The sequence below is a fragment of the Cytobacillus oceanisediminis genome, from assembly GCF_022811925.1.
In the GTDB taxonomy this organism is placed as follows: Bacteria; Bacillota; Bacilli; order Bacillales; family Cytobacillaceae; genus Cytobacillus; species Cytobacillus oceanisediminis_D.
In genome coordinates this window covers 5023224-5050033 of sequence record NZ_CP065511.1, presented here as the reverse complement: position 1 = coordinate 5050033, position 26810 = coordinate 5023224, and the positions used below count along the sequence as shown (strand labels likewise).

At 44.4% G+C, this 26810-nt stretch carries 27 protein-coding genes and 2 riboswitches; of the genes, 19 read left to right on the top strand and 8 right to left on the bottom strand.

Going from position 1 to position 26810, the window contains the following annotated elements; all coding sequences use genetic code 11:
* Window positions 1-56 precede the first annotated feature (56 nt).
* The 5 genes from IRB79_RS25490 (at window position 57) to IRB79_RS25470 (ending at window position 5202) form a co-directional block, all read left to right on the top strand.
* Entirely contained in the window at window positions 57-971 is a 915-nt protein-coding gene (locus tag IRB79_RS25490; RefSeq protein WP_243505924.1) for a DMT family transporter, read from the top strand.
* A gap of 73 nt (window positions 972-1044) precedes the next feature.
* Window positions 1045-1143: riboswitch (SAM riboswitch) on the top strand.
* Window positions 1144-1242: 99 nt separating this feature from the next.
* Window positions 1243-1343: riboswitch (SAM riboswitch) on the top strand.
* 108 nt (window positions 1344-1451) lie between these two features.
* A complete protein-coding gene (locus IRB79_RS25485; RefSeq protein ID WP_243505923.1) occupies window positions 1452-2483 on the top strand; it encodes a methionine ABC transporter ATP-binding protein in 1032 nt (343 codons plus the stop codon).
* A 40-nt stretch (window positions 2484-2523) separates the two neighbouring features.
* Window positions 2524-3123 (top strand): methionine ABC transporter permease, encoded by a 600-nt coding sequence (locus IRB79_RS25480; protein ID WP_431833453.1) that lies wholly within the window; start codon window positions 2524-2526, stop codon window positions 3121-3123.
* Between the two features lie 18 nt (window positions 3124-3141).
* Window positions 3142-3969, top strand: coding sequence for a MetQ/NlpA family ABC transporter substrate-binding protein (locus tag IRB79_RS25475; RefSeq protein WP_243505921.1), 828 nt, complete (start codon window positions 3142-3144; stop codon window positions 3967-3969).
* 24 nt (window positions 3970-3993) lie between these two features.
* Entirely contained in the window at window positions 3994-5202 is a 1209-nt protein-coding gene (locus IRB79_RS25470; protein WP_243509660.1) for a M20 family metallopeptidase, read from the top strand.
* A 156-nt stretch (window positions 5203-5358) separates the two neighbouring features.
* Here IRB79_RS25470 and IRB79_RS25465 read toward each other — a convergent pair whose 3' ends face one another.
* Window positions 5359-5658 carry an alpha/beta-type small acid-soluble spore protein gene (locus IRB79_RS25465; RefSeq protein ID WP_243505920.1) on the bottom strand — a complete coding sequence of 100 codons (300 nt, stop codon included), beginning with the start codon at window positions 5656-5658 and terminating at the stop codon, window positions 5359-5361.
* Between the two features lie 149 nt (window positions 5659-5807).
* Between IRB79_RS25465 and IRB79_RS25460 the strand changes: the two genes are divergently transcribed.
* From IRB79_RS25460 to IRB79_RS25420, 9 genes are all read left to right on the top strand, one after another.
* The gene (locus IRB79_RS25460) at window positions 5808-6044 is read left to right on the top strand and encodes a DUF2198 family protein (RefSeq protein WP_243505919.1); all 237 of its coding nucleotides are present in this window, start codon (window positions 5808-5810) and stop codon (window positions 6042-6044) included.
* Window positions 6045-6438: 394 nt separating this feature from the next.
* Entirely contained in the window at window positions 6439-8418 is a 1980-nt protein-coding gene (uvrB, locus tag IRB79_RS25455; protein ID WP_243505918.1) for an excinuclease ABC subunit UvrB, read from the top strand.
* A gap of 7 nt (window positions 8419-8425) precedes the next feature.
* On the top strand, window positions 8426-11302 hold the full coding sequence (gene uvrA, locus IRB79_RS25450; RefSeq protein ID WP_243505917.1) for an excinuclease ABC subunit UvrA: 2877 nt from the start codon (window positions 8426-8428) through the stop codon (window positions 11300-11302).
* A gap of 81 nt (window positions 11303-11383) precedes the next feature.
* The gene (locus IRB79_RS25445) at window positions 11384-12148 is read left to right on the top strand and encodes a DUF459 domain-containing protein (RefSeq protein ID WP_243505916.1); all 765 of its coding nucleotides are present in this window, start codon (window positions 11384-11386) and stop codon (window positions 12146-12148) included.
* Between the two features lie 137 nt (window positions 12149-12285).
* Window positions 12286-12630 (top strand): hypothetical protein, encoded by a 345-nt coding sequence (locus tag IRB79_RS25440; protein WP_035329260.1) that lies wholly within the window; start codon window positions 12286-12288, stop codon window positions 12628-12630.
* Between the two features lie 355 nt (window positions 12631-12985).
* Complete coding sequence (locus IRB79_RS25435) at window positions 12986-13300, top strand: magnetosome magnetite crystal formation protein family (RefSeq protein ID WP_243505915.1); 315 nt, start codon at window positions 12986-12988, stop codon at window positions 13298-13300.
* Between the two features lie 23 nt (window positions 13301-13323).
* Window positions 13324-14433 carry a DUF4097 family beta strand repeat-containing protein gene (locus IRB79_RS25430; RefSeq protein WP_243505914.1) on the top strand — a complete coding sequence of 370 codons (1110 nt, stop codon included), beginning with the start codon at window positions 13324-13326 and terminating at the stop codon, window positions 14431-14433.
* A gap of 194 nt (window positions 14434-14627) precedes the next feature.
* Entirely contained in the window at window positions 14628-14822 is a 195-nt protein-coding gene (locus IRB79_RS25425) for a PspC domain-containing protein (protein WP_221879562.1), read from the top strand.
* A 3-nt stretch (window positions 14823-14825) separates the two neighbouring features.
* Window positions 14826-15185: a phage holin family protein gene (locus IRB79_RS25420; protein ID WP_243505913.1), complete on the top strand. Its 360-nt coding sequence runs from the start codon at window positions 14826-14828 to the stop codon at window positions 15183-15185.
* A gap of 41 nt (window positions 15186-15226) precedes the next feature.
* Here IRB79_RS25420 and IRB79_RS25415 read toward each other — a convergent pair whose 3' ends face one another.
* From IRB79_RS25415 to IRB79_RS25385, 7 genes are all read right to left on the bottom strand, one after another.
* Entirely contained in the window at window positions 15227-15892 is a 666-nt protein-coding gene (locus IRB79_RS25415) for an N-acetylmuramoyl-L-alanine amidase (RefSeq protein WP_243505912.1), read from the bottom strand.
* Between the two features lie 109 nt (window positions 15893-16001).
* Window positions 16002-16733, bottom strand: coding sequence for a GntR family transcriptional regulator (locus IRB79_RS25410; protein ID WP_206840158.1), 732 nt, complete (start codon window positions 16731-16733; stop codon window positions 16002-16004).
* Between the two features lie 29 nt (window positions 16734-16762).
* On the bottom strand, window positions 16763-17500 hold the full coding sequence (gene nagB, locus IRB79_RS25405; protein WP_243505911.1) for a glucosamine-6-phosphate deaminase: 738 nt from the start codon (window positions 17498-17500) through the stop codon (window positions 16763-16765).
* A complete protein-coding gene (gene nagA / locus IRB79_RS25400; protein ID WP_243505910.1) occupies window positions 17497-18687 on the bottom strand; it encodes an N-acetylglucosamine-6-phosphate deacetylase in 1191 nt (396 codons plus the stop codon). The genes nagB and nagA overlap by 4 nt, the downstream gene beginning before the upstream one ends.
* A gap of 187 nt (window positions 18688-18874) precedes the next feature.
* Complete coding sequence (murQ, locus tag IRB79_RS25395; RefSeq protein ID WP_243505909.1) at window positions 18875-19780, bottom strand: N-acetylmuramic acid 6-phosphate etherase; 906 nt, start codon at window positions 19778-19780, stop codon at window positions 18875-18877.
* Entirely contained in the window at window positions 19777-20850 is a 1074-nt protein-coding gene (locus tag IRB79_RS25390) for a DUF871 domain-containing protein (protein ID WP_243509658.1), read from the bottom strand. Before IRB79_RS25390 ends, murQ begins: the two co-directional genes overlap by 4 nt.
* A gap of 87 nt (window positions 20851-20937) precedes the next feature.
* A complete protein-coding gene (locus IRB79_RS25385) occupies window positions 20938-22320 on the bottom strand; it encodes a PTS transporter subunit EIIC (RefSeq protein WP_243505908.1) in 1383 nt (460 codons plus the stop codon).
* Window positions 22321-22678: 358 nt separating this feature from the next.
* Here IRB79_RS25385 and hprK point away from each other — a divergent pair, with 358 nt between their 5' ends.
* From hprK to IRB79_RS25360, 5 genes are all read left to right on the top strand, one after another.
* A complete protein-coding gene (gene hprK, locus IRB79_RS25380) occupies window positions 22679-23614 on the top strand; it encodes an HPr(Ser) kinase/phosphatase (protein WP_243505907.1) in 936 nt (311 codons plus the stop codon).
* A 159-nt stretch (window positions 23615-23773) separates the two neighbouring features.
* Entirely contained in the window at window positions 23774-24598 is an 825-nt protein-coding gene (gene lgt, locus IRB79_RS25375; protein ID WP_243505906.1) for a prolipoprotein diacylglyceryl transferase, read from the top strand.
* Window positions 24599-24617: 19 nt separating this feature from the next.
* Window positions 24618-25565 carry a nucleoside recognition domain-containing protein gene (locus IRB79_RS25370; protein ID WP_243505905.1) on the top strand — a complete coding sequence of 316 codons (948 nt, stop codon included), beginning with the start codon at window positions 24618-24620 and terminating at the stop codon, window positions 25563-25565.
* A complete protein-coding gene (gene ppaX / locus IRB79_RS25365; protein ID WP_243505904.1) occupies window positions 25555-26202 on the top strand; it encodes a pyrophosphatase PpaX in 648 nt (215 codons plus the stop codon). Before IRB79_RS25370 ends, ppaX begins: the two co-directional genes overlap by 11 nt.
* Window positions 26199-26750 (top strand): acyltransferase, encoded by a 552-nt coding sequence (locus tag IRB79_RS25360; RefSeq protein ID WP_243505903.1) that lies wholly within the window; start codon window positions 26199-26201, stop codon window positions 26748-26750. Before ppaX ends, IRB79_RS25360 begins: the two co-directional genes overlap by 4 nt.
* Window positions 26751-26810 lie beyond the last annotated feature (60 nt).

Genomic DNA, 26810 nt, shown 5'->3' with positions numbered 1-26810 from the left:
ACTATCATGAAAAGCAGCACAGATAATGGCTGGAAATGTTGATAAGGGGGATGAAATTGGCTCATAAAAAACTAATGATTATCGGGGCACATAGTTCTATCATCATTCTCTGGGCATCCGCATTCCCGGGAATTCGGGCTGGACTTGAATCGTACTCCCCTGAGCACCTTGCCCTTTTTAGACTTTTAGTAGGTTCCGCTGCACTTGGTGTCTTAGCACTGCTGACAAGGATGCGTCTTCCGGATATAAAAGATCTTCCTGCTATTTTTATACTTGGATTCCTTGGTTTTACGGTTTATCATACAGCACTCAACATTGGGGAAAAAACAGTAAGCGCCGGGCCGGCAAGCTTGATTGTATCAATGACTCCGATCTTTTCGGCTGCTTTGGCTGCTCTATTTTTAAGGGAAAGGTTTGGAAGGGTAAGGTGGACTGGTTCCGCAGTCAGTTTTGCGGGTGCCGCACTTATTTCGCTTGGTATAGGAGGCGGGCTTGAAATTCAAACCGGTATTTTATTCGTCCTGCTTGCTTCCATTTCAGAAAGCATCTATTTCGTGTTTCAGACTAAATATTTAAATAAATACGGATTTTTGTCATTTACATCATATACGGTATGGGCAGGGACTAGTTTTATGCTGATTTATCTTCCTGGGCTTGGTAATGAGATTTTTCATGCGTCGGCCGAATCCACTTTAAGTGTCCTCTATTTGGGGATTTTTCCAACGGTAATTCCATATATTGCCCTCGCTTTTCTTGCGTCCGTAGGAGGGGCTTCTGAAGCGACAAGCTCTCTTTACCTGACACCAGCAATAGCGTTTGTTATTGCGTGGATTTGGCTGGGAGAGGTGCCGGCTATGTTATCCATTGCGGGTGGTATGATCGCTCTGGCAGGTGTGATGATTATTCACCGTAAAGATAGCTCTATTAAAGTAACAGAAATTTATGAAAATGGGCCAAGTGAAAATATTTGAAAAATAATGATTGACATCCTTTTCTTTATGGTGGTAAAGTAATAAGCATATTAACAACCGAATAATAAAAATCTTCTTATCAAGAGAGGTTGAGGGACTGGCCCTATGACACCTCGGCAGCGGACAGCGTGTACCGTGCCAAATCCAGCAAGCATTGCTTGAAAGATAAGGAGAGGACCATTGATAAATGCTGCCCTCTTCTTTCTTTAGAAGAGGGTTTTTGTTTTACCCGGAAAATACAGCGGGATTCTATTCATAAACATATGAATAATTCTTATCGAGAGAAGCAGAGGGACCTGGCCCAATGAAGCTTCGGCAGCAGGCAGACTGCACTGTGCCAAATCCAGCAGGCGAAAGCCTGAAAGATAAGGAGAGGACTTCAAAAAACCTCTTCTGATGGAAGGGGTAAATTTCAGGATATAATTCTTAGTTTTTGCATAGGAATAATAAGATATAACTTTAGAAAAGGAGAGATGCTGAATGATAGAGTTTCAGAATTTAAAGAAAGTCTATGAAAGCGGAGGACAGCAGGTAGCTGCTTTAAATGGAATAGACTTAAAGATTAATAAGGGTGAGATTTTCGGTGTGATCGGCTTCAGCGGTGCGGGAAAGAGTTCTTTGATCCGTTGTGTCAATTGGCTGGAGAAGCCGACTTCAGGAAAGGTCATTGTCAGCGGACATGATCTGACGGCTTTATCTGTAAGAGAAATTCGCGAAGTGAAAAGAAACATCGGGATGGTCTTTCAGCATTTTAACCTTTTAAACTCGAAAACAGTGTTTGCCAATGTGGCGATGCCGCTCACACTGGCTAAGGTCCCTAAGGATGAAATAAAAAAGCGTGTCCAAGAACTATTAGAATTCGTGGGGCTTGCAGACAAGGCGAACAGCTATCCCGATCAGCTGTCAGGCGGTCAAAAGCAGCGGATCGGAATTGCCAGGGCGCTGGCGACCCAGCCTTCCATTCTATTATGTGATGAAGCGACTTCAGCTCTGGATCCGCAGACAACCAGCTCTATCCTGCAACTGCTGAAAAAAATAAATAAAGAATACAACATTACTATTCTGATCATTACACATGAAATGTCTGTAATCAGAGAGATCTGTGATCGTGTCGCTGTCATAGAGGCAGGAAAAATTATCGAAGAAGGAACCGTCTTTAATGTCTTTTCCTCACCAAATACACAAACAGCGAAAAACTTTGTCAGCACTGTCATGAATGATCAAATACCTGACTCCATTAAAGAAGTGATCGAAAGACAGCAAGGGCTTCAAAAGGTATTTAGAATCAACTTTGTTGGAAGTTCTGCCGGACAGCCGCTGCTCTCGCAGGTTGCCAAAAAGTTTAATATCGACTTCAACGTCCTGTTTGGAAATATTACTGAACTTCAGGGAACACCTTTTGGCAACCTGATTGTTGAATTCCAGGGTCCGGACAGTGAAATCAGACGTGCTATTCAGTACATCAGCCAGGAAAAAGTTTCAATAAAGGAAGTGACATCACGTGCTAGTTAATCAGGAAAAAATCATAGAAGCCTTAATCGAAACGGTCCAAATGGTGGCATTCTCATTGCTGTTTTCAGCTGTTATCGGACTGCCGCTTGGCATATTGCTTGTCGTGACAAGGAAAGGGCATCTGCTGGAAAACCTCGTTGTTTTTAACATCATAAACAGCATTATTAATATTTTCAGATCTGTTCCCTTCATCATTTTAATGGTAGCCATTATCCCAATTACCAGGCTTATTGTCGGAACATCGATTGGTACGGCTGCAGCCGTAGTGCCGCTGGTATTTTATGCCGGGCCCTATATTGCAAGATTAATAGAAAACTCATTGCTTGAGGTAGATCCGGGAGTCATAGAAGCTGCAGAAGCAATGGGTGCAACACCGGGCCAGATAATTATTAAATTCTTGATTCCGGAAGCACTCAGTTCGCTGGTATTAGGCTTTACAATTGCGACAATCGGATTGGTCGGAGCATCAGCCATGGCCGGGGCAGTCGGAGGCGGCGGGCTTGGTGACCTCGCCATTACCTACGGCTACCAGCGATTCGATACAACAGTCATGCTGATTACCGTTGCGATCTTAGTTGTCATGGTTCAGGGCCTGCAGTCATTCGGGAATATTTTATCCAAAAAAATCAGAAGAAGATAAATGAGGAGGAAATACATCATGAAAAAACTATTTTTAACATTTATTATTTTAGCATTGGCTGTGTTCACTGCAGCATGCTCAAGCACGACTGGCGGAGAAGAAACAAAGAAAATTAAATTAGGTGTCAGCGGTTCTGATACACGCATCTGGGACTTTATTGCAGAAAAGGCTGAAAAGGAAGGCATTGAAATTGAAGTTGTGACATTCTCTGACTATGTGCAGCCAAACGTTGCCCTTGCAGAAGGCGATCTTGATGTGAATGCATTCCAAACAGTCGCTTATTTTGACACTTTTATTAAAGAGCATAATATGGATCTTACCCCAATAGCGACAACTGTATTAGCACCAATGGGTCTTTATTCTGAAAAAGTAAAATCTGTAGAAGACATTCCGGAAGGCGGCAAAATTGCCATTCCAAATGATGCTTCAAATGGCGGAAGAGCCCTTCTTTTACTGGAGGAAGCCGGGCTGATCAAATTGTCCGAGGACTATGACGGAAACCTGGACTTGAATAAAATCGTTGAAAATCCGAAGAACCTTGAATTTGTAGAAATGGTATCAGCGCAGACACCGCGTGCACTTCCGGATGTCTCTGCTTCTGTAATCAATAACGGAATTGCTGTAGATGCAGGCTTTAACCCAACTAAGGATTCAGTTTTTATTGAAAGCGAAACCGCTACTCCGTATGTAAATATCATTGCTGTCAGAACAGAAGACAAGGATAACAAAACGCTTAAGAGAATTGCTGAACTTTACCAGGAAGATGATGTAGCTGATTTCATCACGAAAGAATATGACGGAAGCATGATTCCGACTTTCATTCCTTTAAGTGATATTGGCTGGTAATTAATTTATAAAGGAGGAACAATGATGACTGCACCTGTAAAAGCACTATCCGAACTGAAAGAAGCAATCAAGGAGAATGTTGATGATAAAAAAGAACTTTACCTTTCCACAAGCCACCAGATCCATGCAAACCCGGAAATAGGAAATGAGGAGTTTTTTGCCTCGGGCTTACTTTCAGGCATCCTTGAGAAGGAAGGGTTTGAAGTAGAGCGAGCAGTGGCGGGGCATGAAACAGCTTTCCTGGCCCGGAAAAAATCTGATAAGCCGGGGCCGTCCATTGCATTCCTTGCAGAATATGATGCCCTTCCCGGGTTGGGCCATGGATGCGGTCACAATATCATAGGAACGACAAGTGTGGCAGCAGCCATTGCATTGAGCAAGGTCATTGACGAGACCGGTGGAGAAGCAGTAGTATTTGGAACCCCGGCAGAAGAAGGCGGGCCAAATGGAAGTGCAAAAGGAAGCTTTGTGAAGTATGGCTTGCTTGAAGGCGTTGATGCCGCCCTTATGGTTCATCCGTCAAACCATACCCGCCTGACCAGTTCATCACTGGCAGTAGATCCGCTTGACTTCGAGTTTATCGGCAAGCCTGCCCATGCGGCAGCTTCACCGGAGGAAGGAATCAATGCCCTTGATGCAGTTATTCAGCTGTTTAACGGAATAAATGCTTTACGCCAGCAGTTAAAGGATGATGTGCGAATCCATGGAATTATTACTCATGGCGGGGATGCTCCTAATATTATCCCTGAGTATGCAAAAGCCAGATTCTTCATCCGTGCTTCAACCAGAACCAATTTAAATGAGGTAACACGGAAGGTTAAAGCTGTCGCTGAAGGCGCCGCATTGGCAACAGGAGCAAAGCTGAATGTCATTGCTTTTCAAAATGAAGTTGACAACCTGCTGTTAAACAAGACATATGACCAAGTGTTTAAAGAAGTGATTGAGGACTTGGGAGAAACTGTCGTGGCAGGGGACAGAGATGGAATCGGCTCAACTGATGCAGGCAACATCAGCCAAGTGGTACCAACCATTCATCCTTATATTAAAATTGGTGCTGATGATCTTGTTGCCCATACAGTTCCGTTTCGGGAGGCTGCAGCATCTGTAAAAGGAGACGAAGCACTGATAACTGGAGCAAAGGGTCTCGCACTTACTGCCTTCCAGCTGGTAACGGATCAGGAGCTGCTTAAATCCATTAAACAGGAATTTCTAGAGCGGAAAGCTGCTGAATAAGAACAAAAGCTATCCTTTTGCGGGATAGCTTTTCCTTATTTTAGTGAGTTTTTTCCTCAAATTGGAGGTTTCCTTCCCTAATTTGCTGAATCTTTTCCTCAAATTTAGTGCTCGTTTCCTCAATTTAATAATTCTTTTCCCAAAGTTCACAATTACCTACTGTTGCTTCATTCGTTCCTGTGCCATCCGAATAAGTTCCTTTACCATACTGCCGCCAATCTTCCCGCCCACTGTTCCTGCCTGTTTTGATGTAAGACGGCCGTTATAGCCCGGCTTCAAAGGCACACCTGCCTCCTCAGCAATTTCATATTTCACGCCATCAGCAATTTCATATTTCACGCCATCAGGATTTTCACTGTCAACACGGTATCCCTGGTTTGCCATTACCTGATTTTTCAGCTGGTCTAAGGCCGCTCTTGATTCAGGCACAAGCGGGCGTCTTTTTCTTCTTGCCATGATGCATTCCTCCATAATCAGTTCTTTTTCTTATTATGTGAAAGAACGTAAGGAATAACACTGAAAAAACTTGTACATCTTCTTTTGAAAAGCTATTCTAATGGTAGAAACCTTGAATTTTTGTGAATAAACAAAAGAAGGTGTTTTAATTGGCATTAAAATATTTGTCAGCACTTCTGCTGCCTGGCCTGCTGGTATTGCTCTTTACGAGAGTAAGCTATAATCGTGTGATTGGGCTTGTATTAACTGTGGGACTGATTGCTGCTTCTGTTTATAAAGGCTACACAAATTCTTTTGCCTTAATTGTTATAGACGCACTTTCGCTGACTGTCGGGTTTTGGTACGCTCAAAAATTGAAGCCCAAAACAAAACCAAGTGCGAAATAATTTTTGCGGAACCTGTCGAACAAACTTATCGACAGGTTTTTTGTTTAATGAAATTTTAGCTGTATTTATGCTTGCGTCAGATCAATTTTAAATGGATATCAATCAAACGATTGATTGAATTACACGCTGTTAATCAAACGTTTGATTGACCTTGCTTCGACATACCCCTCAAAAATTCGGCATATTTCCCAAGCAATATTTTCTCAGTGAAAATAAAAAAACGAATATCCGTTCGCATATTATTGGTTTGTTTTAGGCTCTTTGTGGTAGAATGATGATATGAGTTTTGAGTAAAAAACTGACAAATCAGCCATGCATCCCGGATCTTAAATTCTTTCAATGCTGGTTTGTGATTAATATATAGATAAAAGTAATTTGAACGGGAGGCTTTTAGGTGAAGGATCAATTTGAATTAGTCTCAAAATATTCCCCTCAGGGCGACCAGCCTGGGGCAATCAAAAAGATTGTGGAGGGTATTAACTCCGGCAAGAAGCACCAGACGCTTTTGGGTGCAACAGGAACGGGAAAAACCTTCACGGTTTCGAATGTAATAAAAGAGGTTAACAAGCCAACGCTTGTCATTGCCCATAATAAGACACTTGCAGGGCAGTTATACAGTGAATTCAAGGACTTTTTTCCAAACAATGCTGTTGAATATTTTGTCAGCTATTATGACTACTATCAGCCGGAGGCGTATGTGCCTTCTACAGATACCTTTATTGAAAAAGATGCAAGCATCAATGATGAAATTGATAAGCTTCGCCACTCGGCGACTTCTTCATTATTTGAGCGCAATGATGTCATCATTATTGCCAGTGTGTCTTGTATATATGGCTTGGGTTCTCCTGAAGAATACCGTGAAATGGTGTTATCTCTCAGAACCGGAATGGAGATTGAGAGGAATCAGCTTCTTCACAGGCTCGTTGACATCCAGTATGAGCGCAATGATATCGACTTCCAGCGCGGCACCTTCCGTGTGCGCGGGGATGTTGTAGAGATTTTCCCGGCATCACGGGATGAGCATTGTATCCGTGTAGAGTTTTTCGGAGATGAGATAGACCGGATCCGTGAAGTAGATGCACTCACCGGAGAAATCATGGGTGAACGAGAGCATGTTGCGATCTTTCCGGCATCCCACTTCGTAACGCGTGAAGAAAAAATGCGAATCGCCATCCAGAACATTGAAAAAGAACTGGAAGTGCGCCTTGCTGAATTAAAAGAAAACGATAAGCTGCTTGAAGCCCAGCGCCTCGAGCAGCGGACCCGTTATGACCTTGAAATGATGAGAGAGATGGGTTTTTGTTCCGGAATTGAAAACTACTCCCGCCATCTTACGTTAAGGCCAGCTGGTTCAACTCCATATACCCTTCTGGATTACTTTCCGGAAGACTTTCTAATCGTGATTGATGAATCGCACGTTACTCTGCCGCAAATCCGCGGTATGTTCAATGGTGACCAGGCAAGAAAATCCGTGCTTGTGGACCATGGTTTCCGTTTGCCTTCAGCCATGGATAACAGGCCGCTTACGTTTACCGAGTTCGAAAAGCATGTGAAGCAGGCTGTTTTTGTTTCGGCAACACCTGGCCCTTATGAGCTTGAGCATACACCGGAAATGGTGGAGCAAATTATCCGCCCAACCGGCCTGCTTGACCCAACCATCGATGTCCGTCCAATCGAAGGGCAAATCGATGACCTTATTGGCGAAATTCAGGAGCGCATCCAGAAAAACGAACGTGTTCTTGTGACCACTTTAACGAAGAAGATGTCTGAGGACTTAACTGACTATTTAAAGGAAATCGGCATTAAAGTGCAGTATCTGCACTCAGAAGTAAAAACGCTTGAGCGGATTGAAATTATCCGCGAGCTCCGTCTTGGCAAGTACGATGTGTTAATAGGCATCAATCTTCTGAGGGAGGGGCTTGATATTCCTGAAGTGTCTCTCGTTACCATACTTGATGCTGATAAAGAAGGTTTCCTCCGGTCAGAACGTTCACTCATCCAGACGATTGGACGTGCAGCGCGTAATGCGAATGGCCATGTCATTATGTATGCAGACCGGATCACCGACAGCATGGAAAAAGCCATCAGTGAAACAAAGCGCCGCCGTTCCATTCAGGAAGAGTACAATGAGAAGCATGGCATCACGCCAATGACCATCCAAAAGGATATACGCGATTCAATCCGTGCAACCCATGCGGCAGAAGAGCAGGAAGAATACCAGCCGTCAGCAAAGCTCGGCAAGCTGAACAAGAAAGAGCGCGAGAAACTGATCGGCGATATGGAAAAAGAAATGAAGGAAGCGGCCAAATCCCTGAATTTCGAAAGGGCTGCCGAGCTTCGTGATTTAATATTAGAGCTGAAAGCGGAAGGATGACGTGAAAATGGCGATGGATAAACTGATTGTAAAGGGTGCCAGAGCCCATAATCTGAAAAATATTGATGTCACCATTCCGAGAGATAAGCTTGTCGTCCTGACAGGACTTTCAGGTTCAGGAAAATCCTCACTGGCTTTTGATACGATTTATGCAGAAGGGCAGCGCCGCTATGTGGAATCATTATCTGCTTATGCACGGCAATTCCTCGGTCAGATGGATAAGCCTGATGTAGATGCGATCGAAGGGCTGTCACCTGCCATTTCAATTGATCAAAAGACGACAAGCAGAAATCCTCGTTCCACAGTGGGAACGGTGACAGAAATATATGATTATCTGCGATTATTATTTGCACGGGTGGGGCGTCCCACCTGTCCGATTCACAATATTGAAATTTCCTCACAGACCATTGAACAAATGGTTGACCGGATTATGGAATACCCTGAAAGAACAAAACTCCAGGTTATGGCTCCGCTTGTATCCGGCCGGAAAGGCACGCATGTAAAAGTGTTTGAGGATGTCAAAAAGCAGGGGTTTGTCCGTGTCCGTGTCGACGGGGAAATGATGGATCTCGGTGATGACATTGAGCTGGAAAAAAACAAAAAGCATTCTATTGAAGTAGTAATCGACCGGATTGTCGTAAAAGAAGGCGTAGCGCCGCGGCTGGCAGATTCATTGGAAACCGCTTTGAATCTGGGCAATGGCAAGGTGCTTGTGGATGTAATTGGGGAAGAAGAACTGCTGTTCAGCGAGAACCACGCCTGTCCTCAATGCGGATTTTCAATCGGCGAACTTGAGCCAAGAATGTTCTCTTTTAATAGTCCGTTTGGTGCCTGTACGGAATGTGACGGATTGGGCTCAAAGCTAGAGGTAGATATTGATCTGGTAATACCCAATAAGGATCTTTCATTAAAGCAAAATGCCATTGCCCCATGGGAACCGACAAGCTCTCAATATTACCCTCAGCTGCTGGAGGCAGTCTGCAATCATTATGGAATTGATATGGACCTGCCGGTTAAGGATATTCCTGAACACTTGCTTGATAAAGTTTTATACGGATCCGCCAAGGACAGCATTTATTTCCGATATGAAAACGATTTTGGCCAGGTGAGGGAGAATTATATCCATTTTGAAGGTGTCATCCGCAATGTGGAGCGCCGCTATAAAGAAACAAGCTCTGATTATATCCGGGAACAAATGGAAAAATACATGGCCCAGCATCCATGTCCTTCCTGTAAAGGCTACCGTCTGAAGCCGGAAACTCTTGCGGTGCTTGTATCCGGAAAGCATATCGGACATGTAACAGAATATTCGATTGAGGAAGCATTCAGCTTTTTTGAGAATCTGACACTTTCTGAAAAAGAAATGAAGATTGCGAATCTCATTTTCCGTGAGATTAAGGAGCGGCTGGGCTTCCTCATTAATGTCGGGCTTGATTACCTGACATTAAGCCGGGCAGCGGGAACTTTGTCCGGGGGTGAAGCACAGCGTATTCGCCTTGCCACACAAATCGGTTCGCGCCTGACAGGTGTACTCTATATTCTGGACGAGCCTTCCATTGGTCTCCATCAGCGTGATAATGACCGTTTGATTGATACGCTGAAAAATATGCGTGATATCGGCAACACCCTGATTGTGGTAGAACACGATGAAGATACGATGGTGGCAGCCGACTATTTAATTGATGTGGGCCCGGGAGCAGGGGTTCATGGCGGACAAATCGTTTCAGCGGGTACGCCTCAGCAGGTAATGGATGATCCAAACTCCCTGACAGGGCAATATTTGTCAGGCAAGAAATTCATTCCGCTTCCAATTGAGCGCCGCAAGAACGACGGACGCTTTATTGAAATTAAAGGGGCTAAAGAAAACAATCTTAAAAATGTGAACGTTAAGTTCCCGCTCGGCACTTTTATTTCCGTTACTGGCGTATCCGGTTCAGGAAAAAGTACATTAATCAATGAAATTCTTCATAAAGGGCTGGCCCAAAAGCTCCATAGAGCCAAAGCAAAGCCGGGTGGGCATAAAGAAATTAAAGGTATCGATCACCTGGATAAAGTCATTGATATCGACCAATCTCCAATCGGGCGGACGCCTCGTTCCAACCCGGCAACATATACCGGAGTGTTTGATGATATTCGTGATGTGTTTGCTTCAACCAATGAAGCAAAAGTGCGCGGCTACAAAAAGGGGCGCTTCAGCTTCAATGTAAAAGGCGGACGATGTGAAGCATGCCGCGGAGACGGGATCATCAAGATTGAAATGCACTTTCTGCCTGATGTGTATGTCCCATGTGAAGTCTGTCATGGCAAACGCTATAACAGGGAAACGCTTGAAGTAAAGTACAAAGGGAAGAATATTTCGGAGATTCTCGATATGACAGTGGAAGATGCACTGGAGTTTTTCGAAAATATCCCTAAAATCCGCCGTAAGCTGCAGACGATTTATGATGTTGGCCTGGGCTACATCACTTTGGGACAGCCTGCGACAACATTGTCCGGCGGTGAAGCGCAGCGTGTCAAGCTTGCTTCCGAATTGCACCGCCGTTCAACGGGCCGCTCCCTGTACATTCTTGATGAGCCGACAACAGGTCTTCATGTTGATGATATCTCAAGACTGCTCGTGGTCCTTCAGCGTCTTGTTGAAAATGGAGACACGGTACTGGTTATTGAGCATAATCTTGATGTCATCAAGGCAGCAGACTATATCGTTGACCTTGGACCTGAAGGCGGAGATAAGGGCGGTACCATCTTAGCAGCAGGTACACCGGAAAAAATTGCCGAAGTTCCAGAATCTTATACAGGTAAGTATCTCAAACCAATCCTGGAAAGAGACCGCCTGAGAATGAAAAAGCAAATTGAAGAAAAAGAGGGCGTGACAAACGCTTAATTAAGAGGAAGCAGTGCCGTTTTGGTACTGCTTCTTTTTTATGGAAGAAAGATTAATTCTCCGGGATGAGGGGTATAGAACATGCGTCTGCAGAAACCTTCACTAGTCTCAACCAAGAAAGGAACATTCACTATGAAAAATAAAATCTACCTTTTGGCAGGCCTTATTTTGCTTGGGTTCGGCATCTATCTATCCATCACATTTCTTGGAGAAGAAAAAAAGGCTGAAAGCAGTCAGGCGATTGCAGCTTTTGGCGATTCGCTTACCTACGGATATGGAGATGAAACGGAAGAGGGCTATATTGGCAGGCTGCAGAGCAAACTGGATCGGACCTATCCGGATAAGAATTATACAATAACGAATCATGGAGTTTATGGCTATAAATCTTCTGATGTTCTCAAGCAAATGCTAAAGCCGAAAGTGGCACAGGATATCAAAAATGCAGATATGTTTATCGTATATATTGGCACAAACGATTTGCTGAAAAGCAACGGCGGCGATCTGTACCCGCTCCATCACGAAAAGCTTGTTGAAGCAAAAGACATTTATGAGGATAAACTGAACGGAATCCTGGAAACACTGGAAACCGCCAACCGTGATGCACCTGTTATCCTGCTCGGACTATACAATCCCTATCCGGACGGCGACCAGATTGAAAAATATATTGACCATTGGAACGAATCCATAAGAAAAAAAGCAGCAGAAGATAAAAATATCACCTACATTTCTACCAATGAACTGTTCAAGGGGAAAAATAAGAAACAGTACTTCGCTGATTCCCTTCATCCGAACGGACAGGGATATGAGCTGATTGCGGATAAGATTATAGATAATTACTCATTTTAGTTTATTGGAAATTTATTTGCCTCTCCTTCTATTAATTGATAACGCAATGTAATGTTCCAGCAAAACCAATGTAACCAAGCAGCGTTATACTCCTATATAAGGGAAACTATTGTCTGGATACAGAAGGGGAGGTCATTATGGAGGATTATTTAGCGAAGTCTCTGGAAGAATGGAAAGAGGATATTTCCGAGGTTTTGGATCAGATTAATAATGAATATGAGGATGTTAAAAAAGAACTCAAAGTATATTCCTATAAATACGGAATTACCAAACAGGTTATCCAGTCTACTGTGAACGAAGAGATTATTGATAATATCCGCGAAATGTATCATAAGCCTTTTGAAGAGAAGTATAACGAATTGAAAGAATACATACGTGATTTGGATGAAAAACGAAAAGTATTCCAAATGTTTGTCAATAAAATCGACGAAGTGAAAAAGAAGGAAGCGCCGCGCACTGACCTGGCAGCTGCCTATAAATAGGACATAACCATAAAACCGTCTTTTCAAGAAAGGCGGTTTTTATTATAGAAAAGGCTATGCGACTTGAGGCTATGGACCCCCTCAGCCTGCAGATGTATTTTTAGAAATATGGAGGAAAATACTCCTTTGATTTTCTATAATGAAGAAGAGGCTGAAACTTTTAGCGCTCCATTTCCGTATGACAGATAAAGTGAAACTTCAATCAGTGGGGTTTTTTTTACCCCCCGCTGATTGTTAGTTGAACTAATCGGGCCTTTACGGGCAGTTTGAACCCCACTTATCCTCCATTGGTTTCTCTGAGTCTTGAAGTGGGGGTCTTACTGCCCGTTAGACTGCGATAAAGGGGCTGAAAACAATGGAAACAAGAAAGGTTCTGTCTGCCTTAAGCTATTTTAGCATTATGTTCGCAGGATTTATTTTTCCGCTCATTGTATTTTTTGCATCAGAAGACACGGAAGTGAAGCGGCATGCCAAGAGCGCATTTTTATCACATTTGATTCCGCTGGTTCCTGTTCCGTTTATTGTTTTTGCTGGTGTGACCCAGTTCACAGTAAATGATCAGGAAATCCCGGTGTTTTTTCTGGCAGCTGTCGGCATCACAATCATTCTGCTATTAATTGTACTTATCTGGAATATCATTAAAGGGGTAAAAGTCCTGATACAAGAATAGAACTAATAGAGGAGGGCCAAAGAATGAAAGAGGAACGCAAACGTATTTTGAAAATGGTCGAGGATGGAAAGCTTACTGTTGACGAAGCTTTAACTCTGCTGGAGCAGCTTGAAAAAACAAATCAGACGATGGAACAGAAGCAGGAGGATTTAATTAAGGAGCTATCTGCTGAGGTTAAGTTTGAAGAAGCTAAAAAGGGTGAGCCATACAGCTCCAAGCATCAAAGTGCCAAGGAAAAAATCATTGATTTTGTAGATTCAGCATTTAAGAAAGTGAAGGATCTGGATCTTGATTTTAATTTTGGGAAAAGTGTTGAGATCTCTCATATATTTCAGCATGCAGACGCATACTTAAAAGATCTGGACATTGATGTTGCCAATGGGACAGTTAAGGTGATTCCATGGGAGCAAAGTGATGTCCGCGTTGAATGCAAAGCTAAGGTCTATCGTGTGGATAATCAGGATGAAGCACGCAGAAATTTCCTGAAGGATGTTATTTTTGCCATTGAAGGGCAAAGGCTGAGATTTTCCACTCAGCAAAAGTGGATGAAGCTTGAAGCGGTCATCTATATTCCAAGATCTGAATATGAAAATGTGAAAATCCGCATGTTTAATGGCCCGATTGAAAGTGAAAACTTAACAGTGGAAAACTTTAAAGCGAAAACGGCCAATGGAAAGATTACGGTTAGTGATTTAAACAGTAAAAATGTTGAAGCTGAAACAGCCAACGGGCAGATTACCATTCAAAAAAGCAGAATCGATCATGTAGAAGCCGAAACGTTGAATGGCGCAATTCTAGCTGAAGGAGACTTCAAAAAAGCCGAACTCCAATCTTTTAATGGCAATGTAACGTGCAGGGCAGAAAATGAACGCTGTGAATGGATCGAAGCGAAGGCAGCGACAGGCAGCATCCACCTGTTTGTTCCGGATTTCGCTGCTGTCAGCGGAGAGCTTCGCACCAATCTGGGCAGTTTCCACCCTGATATTGAGGGTATTGAAGTAATAGAAGAAAAGAGCGAAGTGATTCAGAAAATGCTGCGCTTTAAGTCTGTAAAAGAAAGCGGCAGCGGACTTAAGCTGAGGGCTGACTCAAAAACAGGTGCGATCACGATCAAGCGGTCAACAGCCTGGTAAAGCCTAAGGAATTTGGCTGTTGATAGATAGTATAAAATTTTGAACATCGAATACTGTCTAGCTCCACAAGGAACGCTTCGACAGCTTTATCATCGCACGACTAAAAGCGCTAGCTTTTAGGAGGAGCGCCTACCCCCTCGTGGTGTCGGGGGTGGGCAAGGCGCTTCCGCTTTTCTTGATAGGAGGGATTCTTTGTGAATAAATTGGTTCGCTCCCGCAGCAACCGGAAATTAGCGGGGGTATTGGGCGGCTTATCAAAATCGATCGGCATCGATCCTGCCATACTAAGGGTGATTTTCATTGTTTTATTATTTACAACAGGCGTTTTTCCAATGACACTCATATATGCTCTGCTTGTGTTCGTGCTTCCGAATGAAGAGGTGCTGTAAGAAATGAGATGGATTCTTGGAATTTTGATTAATGCAGTCCTATTTGTAGCGATTGCCGGCTTTTTTAAGGATTCGTTTTACTTATCGGGATTTGGGGCTGCCATCGGTGCCAGCTTCATGCTTTCCATCCTGAACGTTCTTGTGAAACCAATCCTGATTATATTAACCCTGCCCGTCACTGTTTTAACGCTCGGTCTGTTTTTGTTCGTCATCAATGCTGTTACGTTAATGATTACAGATGGCTTTATGGGGGATTCATTTGAAATTGCCGGGTTTGGCACCGCGATTCTTGTGTCTGTGATTATGTCAATTGTTAATCTGATCATTCAAAAAGCGATCCTTGAACCGGCGAGGGAAAAGTAAATGCGTTAAAAAGCCAGCACCGTGATGATGCTGGCTTTTTGCTATTCAATGATAGTGGCATTAAAGCCGTCCTTCTGCAGATTCCCGGCAAGTTTCTCGGCAAGCTGCTTTTCTGAAAATGCAACTTGAACTTTATATTGTTTGATTTTATCATTCTTTCTTAAGCCGTATTGTTCTGCGATTGCTTTTACAATGGCTTGTGCACAGCGTTTTCGATAGAGAGGGGTTCGGAGAAGGGAAGCTTCTTCTTTATTGGTCATAAATCCGCATTCTACAAGTACTGCAGTCATTTTTGTATCACGAAGCACCTGGAAATCAGCTGTTTTGACTCCCCGGTCCCGCAAGCCTGTCGCGCTGATTAAGTTTCGCTGTATTTTTTGGGCTAATGCGAGTGCTTCCCGAGGCTTGGAAGGGTAGACATATGTTTCGATTCCCCCTGCACTGTTCCAACTGTCCGTTCCGTAAGCATTGGCATGGATGGACACATAGCAGTCCGCATTTTGTTTATTTGCCAGCGCAGTCCTTTCGGCTAGCGGTACGTCCCGTTCATCGGAATGGGCAAAGAAAACCTCTGTGTTTTGATACTTTCCCAGCATCTCCTTTGCCAGGTCTGCAACGGCACGGTTGAATTCATATTCTTTCATTCCGTCAGGGCTTCGCTTGCCGGAGGTGCTGTATCCGTGCCCGGCATCCAGTATGATTTTCATCTAATCGCTCCTTTCATATAAAAAAATATCCTCATATATATAATATGGACAAACCTTCCAAAAGGACATGGTAAAATGAAAATAGGAGAAAACCCTGATGGGCTTTCTCCTATTTTGCAGCGCGCTGCATCGTATGAACAAATTTATAGCGGTCTGCGCGGTATGCTGATTTGACAAGCTCAAAAGGCGTGCCGTCCTCTAAAAAGGAAGTTCGGACAATAAGCAGTACAGGCGACCCAGGTTCGACCTGCAAGTGGTTTACTTCCGTTTCCTTAGCGATGGAGGCTTCAATTTGCTGGGTTGCTTCACTGATGGTCAGGGACAATTTTTCTTCAATATGCTGGTAAAGTGACTTGTTGATGATTTCTTCCGTAAGCCCTTTAACGAGATTAGCAGGCAGGCAGGTGGTTTCCAGCGCCATTGGCAGATTATCTGCCATCCGCACCCGTTTAATTTCATAAACAGGTGTGTTTTCTTTTATATCAAGCTTTCTCGCCAGCTGCGGCTCGGCCGGGATGATTTCAAATGAAATTAGACGGCTGCTCGGCACCATGCCGCGCTCTTTCATATCTTCCGTAAAGCTGGTCAATCCCTGGAGCTTTTGTTCGACCTTTTGCTTGTTGACGAAAGTTCCGCGTCCTTTTTGCCTGTATAGATAGCCATCGTTGACGAGGTTGTTTAATGCCTGTCTGACTGTCATGCGGCTAATCTGGTATTGCTCAGAATACTCGCGCTCAGAAGGGATTGCTTCATCAGGCTTTAATATGCCGTTTTCTATTAATTGTTTAATATACTCTTCCAATTGGTGATATATCGGGATGGGTGATTGCTTATCGATCATGGGAATTCTCCTATCACTATTAGTAGTGCTCATCGATCCTTACTGACAAGACTGAGTGCTTCTTCATCGGCAATGATTGTCACATTCGCATGCAGCTTCAAAGCTGATGCGGGAAACTGTTCATCAGGCTCTCCATAAACTAGTTGTCTGAGGGCTTCTGCCTTGGCAGAACCTGAAGCGAGCAGGATGATTTCCCGGCTATCAAGAATCGAAGCGATTCCCATTGTAATCGCTTGGGCCGGAACGTCTTCAATAGAGCTGAAAAATCTTGCGTTAGCCTTACGTGTACTTTCCGCCAGGTCCACGACATGCGTTCGGCTGTGAAAAGACGTGCACGGTTCATTGAAGCCGATATGTCCGTTGCGTCCAATTCCCAGCAGCTGCAGATCGATATCGACAAGATCCTTGATCAGCTGCTCATACCGTTCGCATTCCTTTGACATATCTTCTGCTGCTCCATTGGGAAGGTGCGTGTTTACCAGCCGGATGTCCAGATGATCAAATAGTTCACTATTCATGAAATGCCTGTAGCTATTAGGGTCGGAAGGAGGCAGGCCGATATATTCATCCAAATTAATCGTCGTGATTTTTTCATAAGAAGTGCCATTTTTTTGATGATCTTTAATCAGTTCGGCATAAACTCCTTTTGGTGTGCTGCCGGTTGCAAGCCCTAATGTCATATCCGGCTGCTGTCGAATTTTTTCAATCATCAGCTGGGCTGCTTTTTGGCTCATATCGTTATAATCGGCTGTTCGAATGATTTTCAAGGTCTTTTCACCTCACGTTCAAAGGCTTTGACGCCTCTGCAGAAAGTCATGGCAACCTCAAGGTTTTCATCGAGTACAACCAGGTCGGCATCCTTGCCTTCCGAAATGCTGCCTTTCCGGTCAAACATATTGAGCTGTCTGGCCGGGTTGCTGCTCGCAAGCTGGACAGCTTCAGACAGCTGAATATCAGTAAAATCAATCATATTTTTTATGGAATCTTTCATTTTTAAAATGCTTCCAGCCAGTGTGCCGTCAGCAAGCAGTGCCTGGCCATTTTCAACCTTTACATCCTGTCCGCCAAGATCATAATGGCCATTTTTCAGGCATTTTGCTCTCATGGAATCCGTTATCAGAATCATTCCATCCGGGCCCTTGGCGTTCAGTGCAAGCTTGATCATCTCAGGCCGGACATGGATTCCATCGGCAATCATTTCAACTATCAATTCTTTGAATAGAAGCGAAGCGCCGGCTACACCAGGTTCACGGTGATGCATGCCTCTCATTCCGTTAAAAAGGTGAGTAACCTGCTTAGCTCCCGCCTGAACAGCTTTCTCCATTTCTGTATAAATGGCATCGCTATGGCCGATTGAAGGAACAACACCGTTTTCACTTAAGTAGCGGATAAATTCATAGCCATTTGCTTTCTCAGGTGCAAGTGTAATCAGTTTGATGGTCCCATTCGCTGCTTCCTGCCAGCGCTTAAAAAGTTCAATATCAGGCTCGAGTATATGATTCCTCGGCTGGGCTCCGCCTCTTGCTTCATTAATAAACGGGCCCTCCAGGTGGATTCCGATTACTTCAGCCTGGCCAGGAGTATTTTGTTCTTTTTGAAAGTGAGCTGCATTGACCAGCGCTGCTTCTATTTTTTCCTTTTCCTGTGTGATGGTCGTGGCCAGGAAGCTGGTCGTCCCTTCTTCAGGCAAAACACTGGCCATCGTGTTTAGTGCTTCAAATGTTGCATCCATTGTATCGGCACCGCCAGCGCCGTGAATGTGAACATCAATAAACCCCGGACTGATTGTATGCTCAGGGGAAAGTTCTATGATTTCTGTATCCTGGCCTATGGCAGGAAGCTCCTCCAAAGTTCCAGTTTTTAAGATTCGGTCTTTTTCTATTAGAATAAACCCTTGGTCGATCATGCTGTTTTCCAGAATAATTCTAGCGTTTTTCAGTAATAGACGGCTCATTTTCAGTTCATCTCCGTTTGAATGATACTTATATTATAAAAGGTTTGTGTTTAGATGTCTATACCAGTTGAAAGATTTAATTCACTCTGGCGTTTTGGTCTATACAACTGAAATAAGATAGAAGGCGGGTGGGCGCTTTCTATCCTATTAATTTTAGTTTTAAGGTAAATTCATACAATATATATGATTATTTAGTATGATATTCCGCAATGGCTTCCCGTAAATAGCCATTATGCTTTTCCAGAAGCCTGGCAGCTGCTTCACCTTTTAATCCTGTTAAAATTTGAAGAATCGCAGCCTTTGTATTATGGTTTTGTTCTTTGAGAGCGGCCTGGGCTTCCTCATCAGATGCACCTGTAGCCATTTTGACGATATTTTCAGCACGTTTAAACAGCTTTTCATTTGTCATCTGCACATCCACCATCAGATTGCCGTACACTTTTCCGAGTTTGATCATGGAAGCTGTTGTTAACATGTTCAGGACGAGCTTTTGTGCAGTGCCTGCTTTCATTCTTGTAGAGCCTGTAACCACTTCGGGACCTGTGATAGGTGCAATCGTATATTTAGCGATTCTCCCCATTTCGGAGTCTTTGGTGCAGGCAACAGCTACAGTAACGGCACCGACTTCATTTCCATATTGAAGAGCTCCGATCGTATACGGCGTACGGCCGCTCGCAGCAATGCCGACAAGCACATCCTTGTCCGATAATTGAATATCAGCGACATCCTTGCGTCCCTGTGCACTGTCATCCTCTGCGCCTTCAACTGCCTCGGTCATAGCTTCCTTGCCGCCGGCGATAATGCCGACAACCATTTCAGGGTCCGTTCCATAAGTTGGCGGACATTCTGAAGCATCGATAATGCCAAGGCGTCCTGAGGTGCCAGCTCCAACGTAAATCAGGCGTCCGCCATTTTTAAAACTGTCTGTAATTTCATCCACCACTTTTACAATGTGAGGGATTTCTCTTGCAATGGCATTTGGAACAATAGTATCTTCCTGGTTTATGATTGTAATAATTTCTTCAGTTGTCATCAAATCTATTTCCAGTGTTTTTGGGTTTCGCTGCTCGGTATTTAGCTTTGTAATATTCATTCGTAATCCCCCACTATTAATTGAAATTTAGTTCCTGCCTTGATCTGATCAAGAAGCGGCAGATCCTCGTCCCTAACTTTTGCGATCACATTCACGCGTTCATCCCGGGGCAGATCTGCTAAAGTAATTTGCATCTCGCCAGCATAGCGCCCGTATAAAATATTATCAACAGTGACCATGCCTTTTTTACGTTCCAGCTGGTTCATAGGTTCCCATGTATTTGATCCCTTCCCAGCGTATGACCTTGATTCCACTGACCTTACAACATTACGGGCAGGATCCATCCGATTTGTATGGGCTTTGTTAAAAAGATCCTCATGGATTTGTCCGCCAATCAGCTCGATTCGGAGAGGCACAGCACCCTCAGCGATTTTCGCCAGTTGTGCAAGAGTCCCGTCTTTTACTGAATGGTCACCGATCAGCACCTTGTCTGTATTGCAGCTGTTCATCAATTCAGCTGCCGCCGCAGCGGGTGAACAGCCCCGGTGTTTTTCAAGAGTAGGCAGCCCAGCAAAAATGGGCCCGCGAAGTTCAGCGTCACCAGGCACAAACGCCATGGTGGTTATTCCCATACTTTTAAGGAACCGATTTCGCTCTACAAAAAAGGCTTTATCCAGACCCGTTTCAGGCCGCGGATAAAAATTATGCCAGGCTTCAACATTATGGGCGTTTAAGCCCAGTTCCATCCACTCCTGCAGTTCTTCAGCAGAGATAGTACTCGCATTGATTCCAAGCTTCATTTTTTTAGAGAGTTCAACAATCTGCTCAGAAGTAAAGCCGTAGTCTGCCCGGATTCCGGAGAGACCCCATTCAAGAATAGTATCGATCGATTCCCAGTCCAATCCCAGATGGTCCAATGATTGAGGGGAAACGTCGGCGAGGAGTTCCATTTGATGCTGCTTTGCAAGTGCACCGAGGTTCTGCAGCAAATGTTTATAAGTGCTGTGGTCATCTTCGGGAATATGGAGGGAAGTGAAGATGGATGTGAGGCCGTGAGAAGCCGCCCGTTCAATCCATTTTGCATTTTGAAGCTGGCGCTCTTCTGATAGATAAACTGATATTCCAAGCATCATGGTCACCTCTATAAGTCTGAATTTTTCAAAAACGTGATCTCATAAGTAAAGAAGGAGGAATGGCTCCTCCTTCTCCTTGTTTTATTATATGTTTTTCGCCATTTCCTCTTTGAATCCGAACATCCATGTGAACAGGAAGCCGAATATATATGCAAGTAATAGTCCCAACAGGTACATGACGACCTGATTCGGATGCACAAGGAAGGCTAGAGGTATGCCGGAAACACCGATGGCAACCGTTGCAATTTTAAAGAAAGCCTGGAAAGCGCCGCCGACAGCAGCTCCGAGACAAGCTGTCAGGAAAGGACGCCCCAGCGGCAGGGTGACCCCGAAAATAAGCGGTTCTCCGATTCCGAGCATTCCAACCGGAAGTCCGCCCTTGATGACTTTCTTCAGACGGGCATTTTTTGTTTTGAAGTAGATGGCGAACGCTGCACCAACCTGGCCTGCACCGCCCATTGCAAGAATCGGCAGCAGCGGGTCGTCGCCAATTGTGTTAATTAATTCCATGTGAACTGGTGTCAAACCTTGATGCAAACCAGTTACAACTAAAGGAAGGAATGTTCCGGCAAGTACTAATCCAGCCAGGATGCCGCCGACATCAAGTATGCCAAGCAGCCCTTTAGTGATAATGTCAGAAAGGAATCCGCCAACGGGCTGCAGTACAAAGAATGTCGCAAAGCCTGTAATTAATAATGCCAGTGTCGGTGTTACGATAATATCAATTGCTGACGGGACGACTTTGCGGATTCTTTTTTCCAAAAAGGCCACAAGCGCAGCAGCGAGCATGACTCCAATCAGGCCGCCACGGCCTGGCACCAACGCTTCACCGAAGAGAGTTATATTGGCAAGGCCTGGGTTAATTAATAGAATACCAGCCGCACCGCCCAGAGCAGGAGACCCTCCAAACTCCTTCGCTGTGTTAATACCTACAAACACGCCCAGGTAACCGAATAAGCCCCAGCCAATCAGATCAAGCATTTGAACGAGGGTGGATTCCGGATCTCCGCCTGATTTGATGATTACATTATTGATCCCTGCAATCAAACCAGAAGCAACGATAGCTGGAATCAGCGGGATAAAGATACTTGCAATTTTTCTTAAAAATAACTTGAAAGGAGTAGCGTTTTTCTCATTGAGTCCGGCTTTCGTCCGGGCTGCCAGCCCTTCCAATGAAGTGTCTATCTCTTCGTCATCATCATCAACGGACGATACATTTTTACCTGTCATTTTGGAAACTTCGTCAGCTACTTTGGTGACGATCCCAGGTCCGAGAATGATTTGGAGTGTTTCTGCTTCCACCACACCCATAACGCCATCAATATCCTTGATGCTATTCAGGTTGACTTTGCTTTCATCGACCGGCTTCACGCGAAGGCGGGTCATGCAGGAGGCCAGTTCCGCGATATTGCCGGTGCCGCCCAACTGCTCCGTAATCTCTTTCGCCAAGCGTTCTTCTTTACGCATGAGTTTTTCCCCCTCTTTTTTTAAAAAATGAATGAAAGTAATAAAAGCTAAAAAATGTTAATGAATTCGCTTACATAATCATATTACCAAGGTTTAGTATAGTTGTCTATACCATCTGTATATTTTTATAAAAGGCATGTCATCATATTTATACGCAGAACATCCGGAAAATTGTCCCTATCGAAAAGGATTAAGCATATGGGCCTAGTGTTAATTTTGTAAAAATCGTTTTCAGAAATTTGGTTCTGCGTTAAAAAGTGCTAAAATAGAGTGAAACTTCTCAGTGGAATTTAAAGAATTAAAAAGTTACATATAAAGAGAGCATCCAGAAGTGCCAGCATTAAAGGAGGAACCTATTTTGGTAAAAGTGCGCACAAAAGATATTATAGAAAAATTTGGGCTCGAATTGATTGCCGGAGAGGAAGGCATTAACCGGCCGATTACGACGAGTGATATTTCCCGTCCGGGTCTGGAGATGGCTGGTTATTTTGATTATTATCCGGCTGAACGCATTCAATTGATCGGAAAGACCGAGCTGTCTTTCGTTGAAAAATTAAATAATTCCGAGCGGGAGATCCGGCTTGAACGGCTCTGTACTGATATTACTCCCGGCATAATCGTCACGAGAGGGCTTGATATACCTGACGAACTGATTGAAGCGGCAGAGAGAGAATCGGTTCCGCTGCTTCGCTCCAAGCAAAAAACGACCCGTTTTTCCAGTTTGCTGACCAACTTTTTGGAAAGCAAGCTTGCTCCAACCACGGCCGTACATGGTGTCCTTGTCGATATTTATGGGGTAGGGGTACTGATAACAGGAAAAAGCGGAGTAGGTAAGAGTGAGACGGCGCTCGAGCTTGTAAAGCGGGGACACCGCCTTGTTGCGGATGACTGCGTAGAGATCAGGCAGGAAGATGAAGATTATCTGGTAGGAAACTCACCGGAATTGATCGAACATCTGCTTGAAATCCGCGGCCTCGGCATCATCAATGTCATGACCCTGTTTGGTGCTGGAGCAGTCCGCAGCTATAAAAAAATCTCTGTGGTCATGAATTTGGAGCTGTGGGATCCGAAAAAGCAGTACGACCGTCTTGGCCTTGATGAAGAAAAGATGAAAATCATCGATACAGAAGTTACAAAGCTGACCATTCCGGTAAGACCCGGACGAAACCTGGCTGTCATCATTGAAGTGGCTGCAATGAACTTCCGCTTAAAGAGAATGGGGATGAATGCAGCGGAACAGTTCACGAACCGCCTGTCGGATGTGATTGAGGACGGAGACCATGATGATCGTTAAAGAGGGCAAAACATTTTCAATCAAACGTTTGATTGAAGGCTGATAAACCTCACTCATAGCTTAAAATAGAAGAATATTAGATAAATGTCTGGCTATAGCGCCTGTTGCAAAAAACTAACTTAACGGGGCTTGCGCTTTTCTAGAGAAGGAGAAGTGATCATGGAAAACAATATTCAGCCGTTAGATCCGATTGCCATTTCCCTTGGGCCGATTCAGGTCCACTGGTATGGCCTGATTATCGGTGTAGGCATTGCACTGGCTCTCATTATCGCGATGAGAGAAGGGGAGAGAAGGGGACTCCCTAAAGATATCTTTGCCGATTTAATGCTGTGGGCTATTCCCATTGCGATTATTTCCGCAAGAATCTATTACGTTATTTTTCAATGGGATTTTTACTCGCAGAATCCGGGAGAAATCATCAAAATTTGGAATGGCGGAATTGCCATTCATGGAGCCTTGATTGGTTCTGTCATCACAGCTTATGTTTTTGCAAAGAAAAAGAAGATATCGTTCTGGAAGCTTGCCGATATTGCAGCGCCAAGCATCATTTTGGGGCAGGCAATCGGGCGCTGGGGCAACTTCATGAACCAGGAAGCTCATGGCAGGGAAGTCAGCCGGGCTTTCCTGGAAAATATGCATCTGCCTGAATTTATCATTGACCAGATGTATATTAACGGAGCCTATTATCATCCGACGTTTTTATATGAATCGATTTGGAATATCATTGGATTTATCATCCTTATATTATTAAGAAGAGCAAACTTAAGGCGCGGGGAACTTTTCCTCACGTATGTAATCTGGTATTCGATCGGCCGTTTCTTCGTAGAAGGCCTGCGGACAGACAGCCTGATGCTTACTGAGAATTTAAGGGTTGCTCAGACGATATCTATCGTTCTTATTATTGGAGCGCTAGTCCTGATTTTCTATAGAAGAGCAGAGGGTCTTGCCAAAGCTCGTTATTTGGATAAAGCCGAGGGGAAATAACGGACAGGGGAGAGTAGAGATGCTGGTTGAATCTTGCAAACGGGGGCTGATGGCCGGCTTAAAGACAACATGGACACTCGGGAAAGTCATATTCCCGGTCACGCTTATTGTGGCACTGCTGCAGCATACGCCAGTGCTTCCATGGGTTATCAGGCTGATCACGCCCCTTATGAATCTGATTGGGCTGTCAGGAGATGCAGCCATACCGCTTGTATTGGGGAACTTCTTAAATTTGTATGCAGGGATTGGAGCCATTTTAACGCTCGATCTCTCGGTAAAAGAAGTATTTATTATTGCTGTCATGCTGTCTTTTTCACATAATATGCTGATTGAAACGGGAGTGGCATTGAAGGTCGGCGTTAAGCTTTGGGTCGTCCTTGCAGTTCGCATCGGCCTGGCGCTTTTAAGCGCGATTGTCATCAACCTTGTTTGGCAGGGAGGATCCGAAACTGCTAAGTACGGATTCATTCCGGCAAAAGAAGAGCAGGCATCCGGGGCATTGCCAATCCTGCTGGATGCACTGCAGACTGCTTTGCTAGGTATTCTCCAGCTTGCCATCATCGTCATTCCGCTGATGATTATTATTCAAATCTTAAAAGATAAGCAATGGCTTGCTGTTTTTTCAAAATGGATGGCGCCTGTGACCAGGGCACTTGGAATGAAAGAAAATACATCTACAACCCTTGCAGCCGGCTTGCTGATTGGCCTTGCCTATGGGGCGGGCGTCATGATCCAGGCTGTAGAGGAAGATGGCGTCAGCAAAAAAGATGTAACGATCGCATTTATTTTCCTCGTTGCCTGCCACGCAGTCGTTGAAGATACGTTGATTTTTGTGCCGCTTGGCATTCCGGTATTACCGCTTCTGCTGATCCGCCTGGGTGTGGCAATTATCCTGACATTGGCAGTGGCAGCGATCTGGAACCGTGCTGATATGGCAAAAAGAAAGGAAGCAACATATGAGCATTAACACACTATTATTTGACTTAGATGGAACATTGATCGACACAAACGAATTGATTATTTCCTCGTTTTTGCATACGCTGGGAAAATATTATCCTGACCGCTATCAGCGGGAAGATGTTCTCCCGTTCATGGGGCCAACCCTGCATGAAACATTCGAGTCCATCAACCCGGAAAAAGTGGAGGAGATGATCTCGGTTTACCGGGAGTACAATATTAAGAACCACGACGTGCTTGTGAAGGAATTTGCTGGAGTATTTGAAACGGTTCGGACTTTAAAAGAATCGGGATATAAACTGGGCATTGTTACGACGAAAGTTTCCAATGTAGTTGAAAAGGGCTTAAAGCTGACAAATCTTGACCAGTTTTTCGACGTGGTTGTCACGCTCGACCACGTGGATAAGCCTAAGCCCGATCCGGAACCAATCTTGAAGGCATTGACCCTGCTGGATGCAAAGCCGGAAGAAGCAATTATGGTCGGTGATAATTCGCACGATATCGATGGCGGAAAAAATGCCGGCACGAAAACGGCTGGTGTTGCCTGGACAGCGAAAGGCCGTGATTTCCTCGCGCGCTTTGAACCGGATTATATGCTGGACAATATGGCTGACCTGCTCGATATTCTTGAGGCAGAAAACCAATGAGAAAAACGGAGCGTTTTCCGGTAGAGGGAGGCAATTCTCTCTGGCATGTGTATAAAACGGTCCCGTTCTTGAAGGTGGTCAAAAACTTTATTGTGATCCAGCTTGCGCGCTACACGCCATTTCTGGGCATGAAAAATTGGCTCTATCGTAATTTCCTGAGTATGAAGGTGGGGGATCAGACATCATTCGCACTCATGGTTATGCTGGATGTCATGTTCCCGGAAAAAATAAGTGTCGGCCGCAACACGGTCATCGGATACAACACGACGATCCTCGCCCATGAATATCTGATTAAGGAATATCGCCTTGGCAGGGTTGAAATTGGCAGCGAAGTCATGATTGGCGCCAATTCAACCATTCTTCCAGGCGTCACGATCGGAGATGGTGCGATTGTTTCAGCTGGAACGCTTGTTCATAAAGATGTCCCGTCTGGAGCTTTTGTTGGCGGCAACCCGATGCGTGTCATCTATACAAGGGAAGAACTTGCCGCTCGCTGGGCGGATGATCCAATATATGGTGTTAATAAAGACAAAACTCCGCTTGCTTAGGCTTGCGGGGTTTTTTCTATAATTGAGATTTAAGATATTTTTCGAAACATGCTGGGTAAT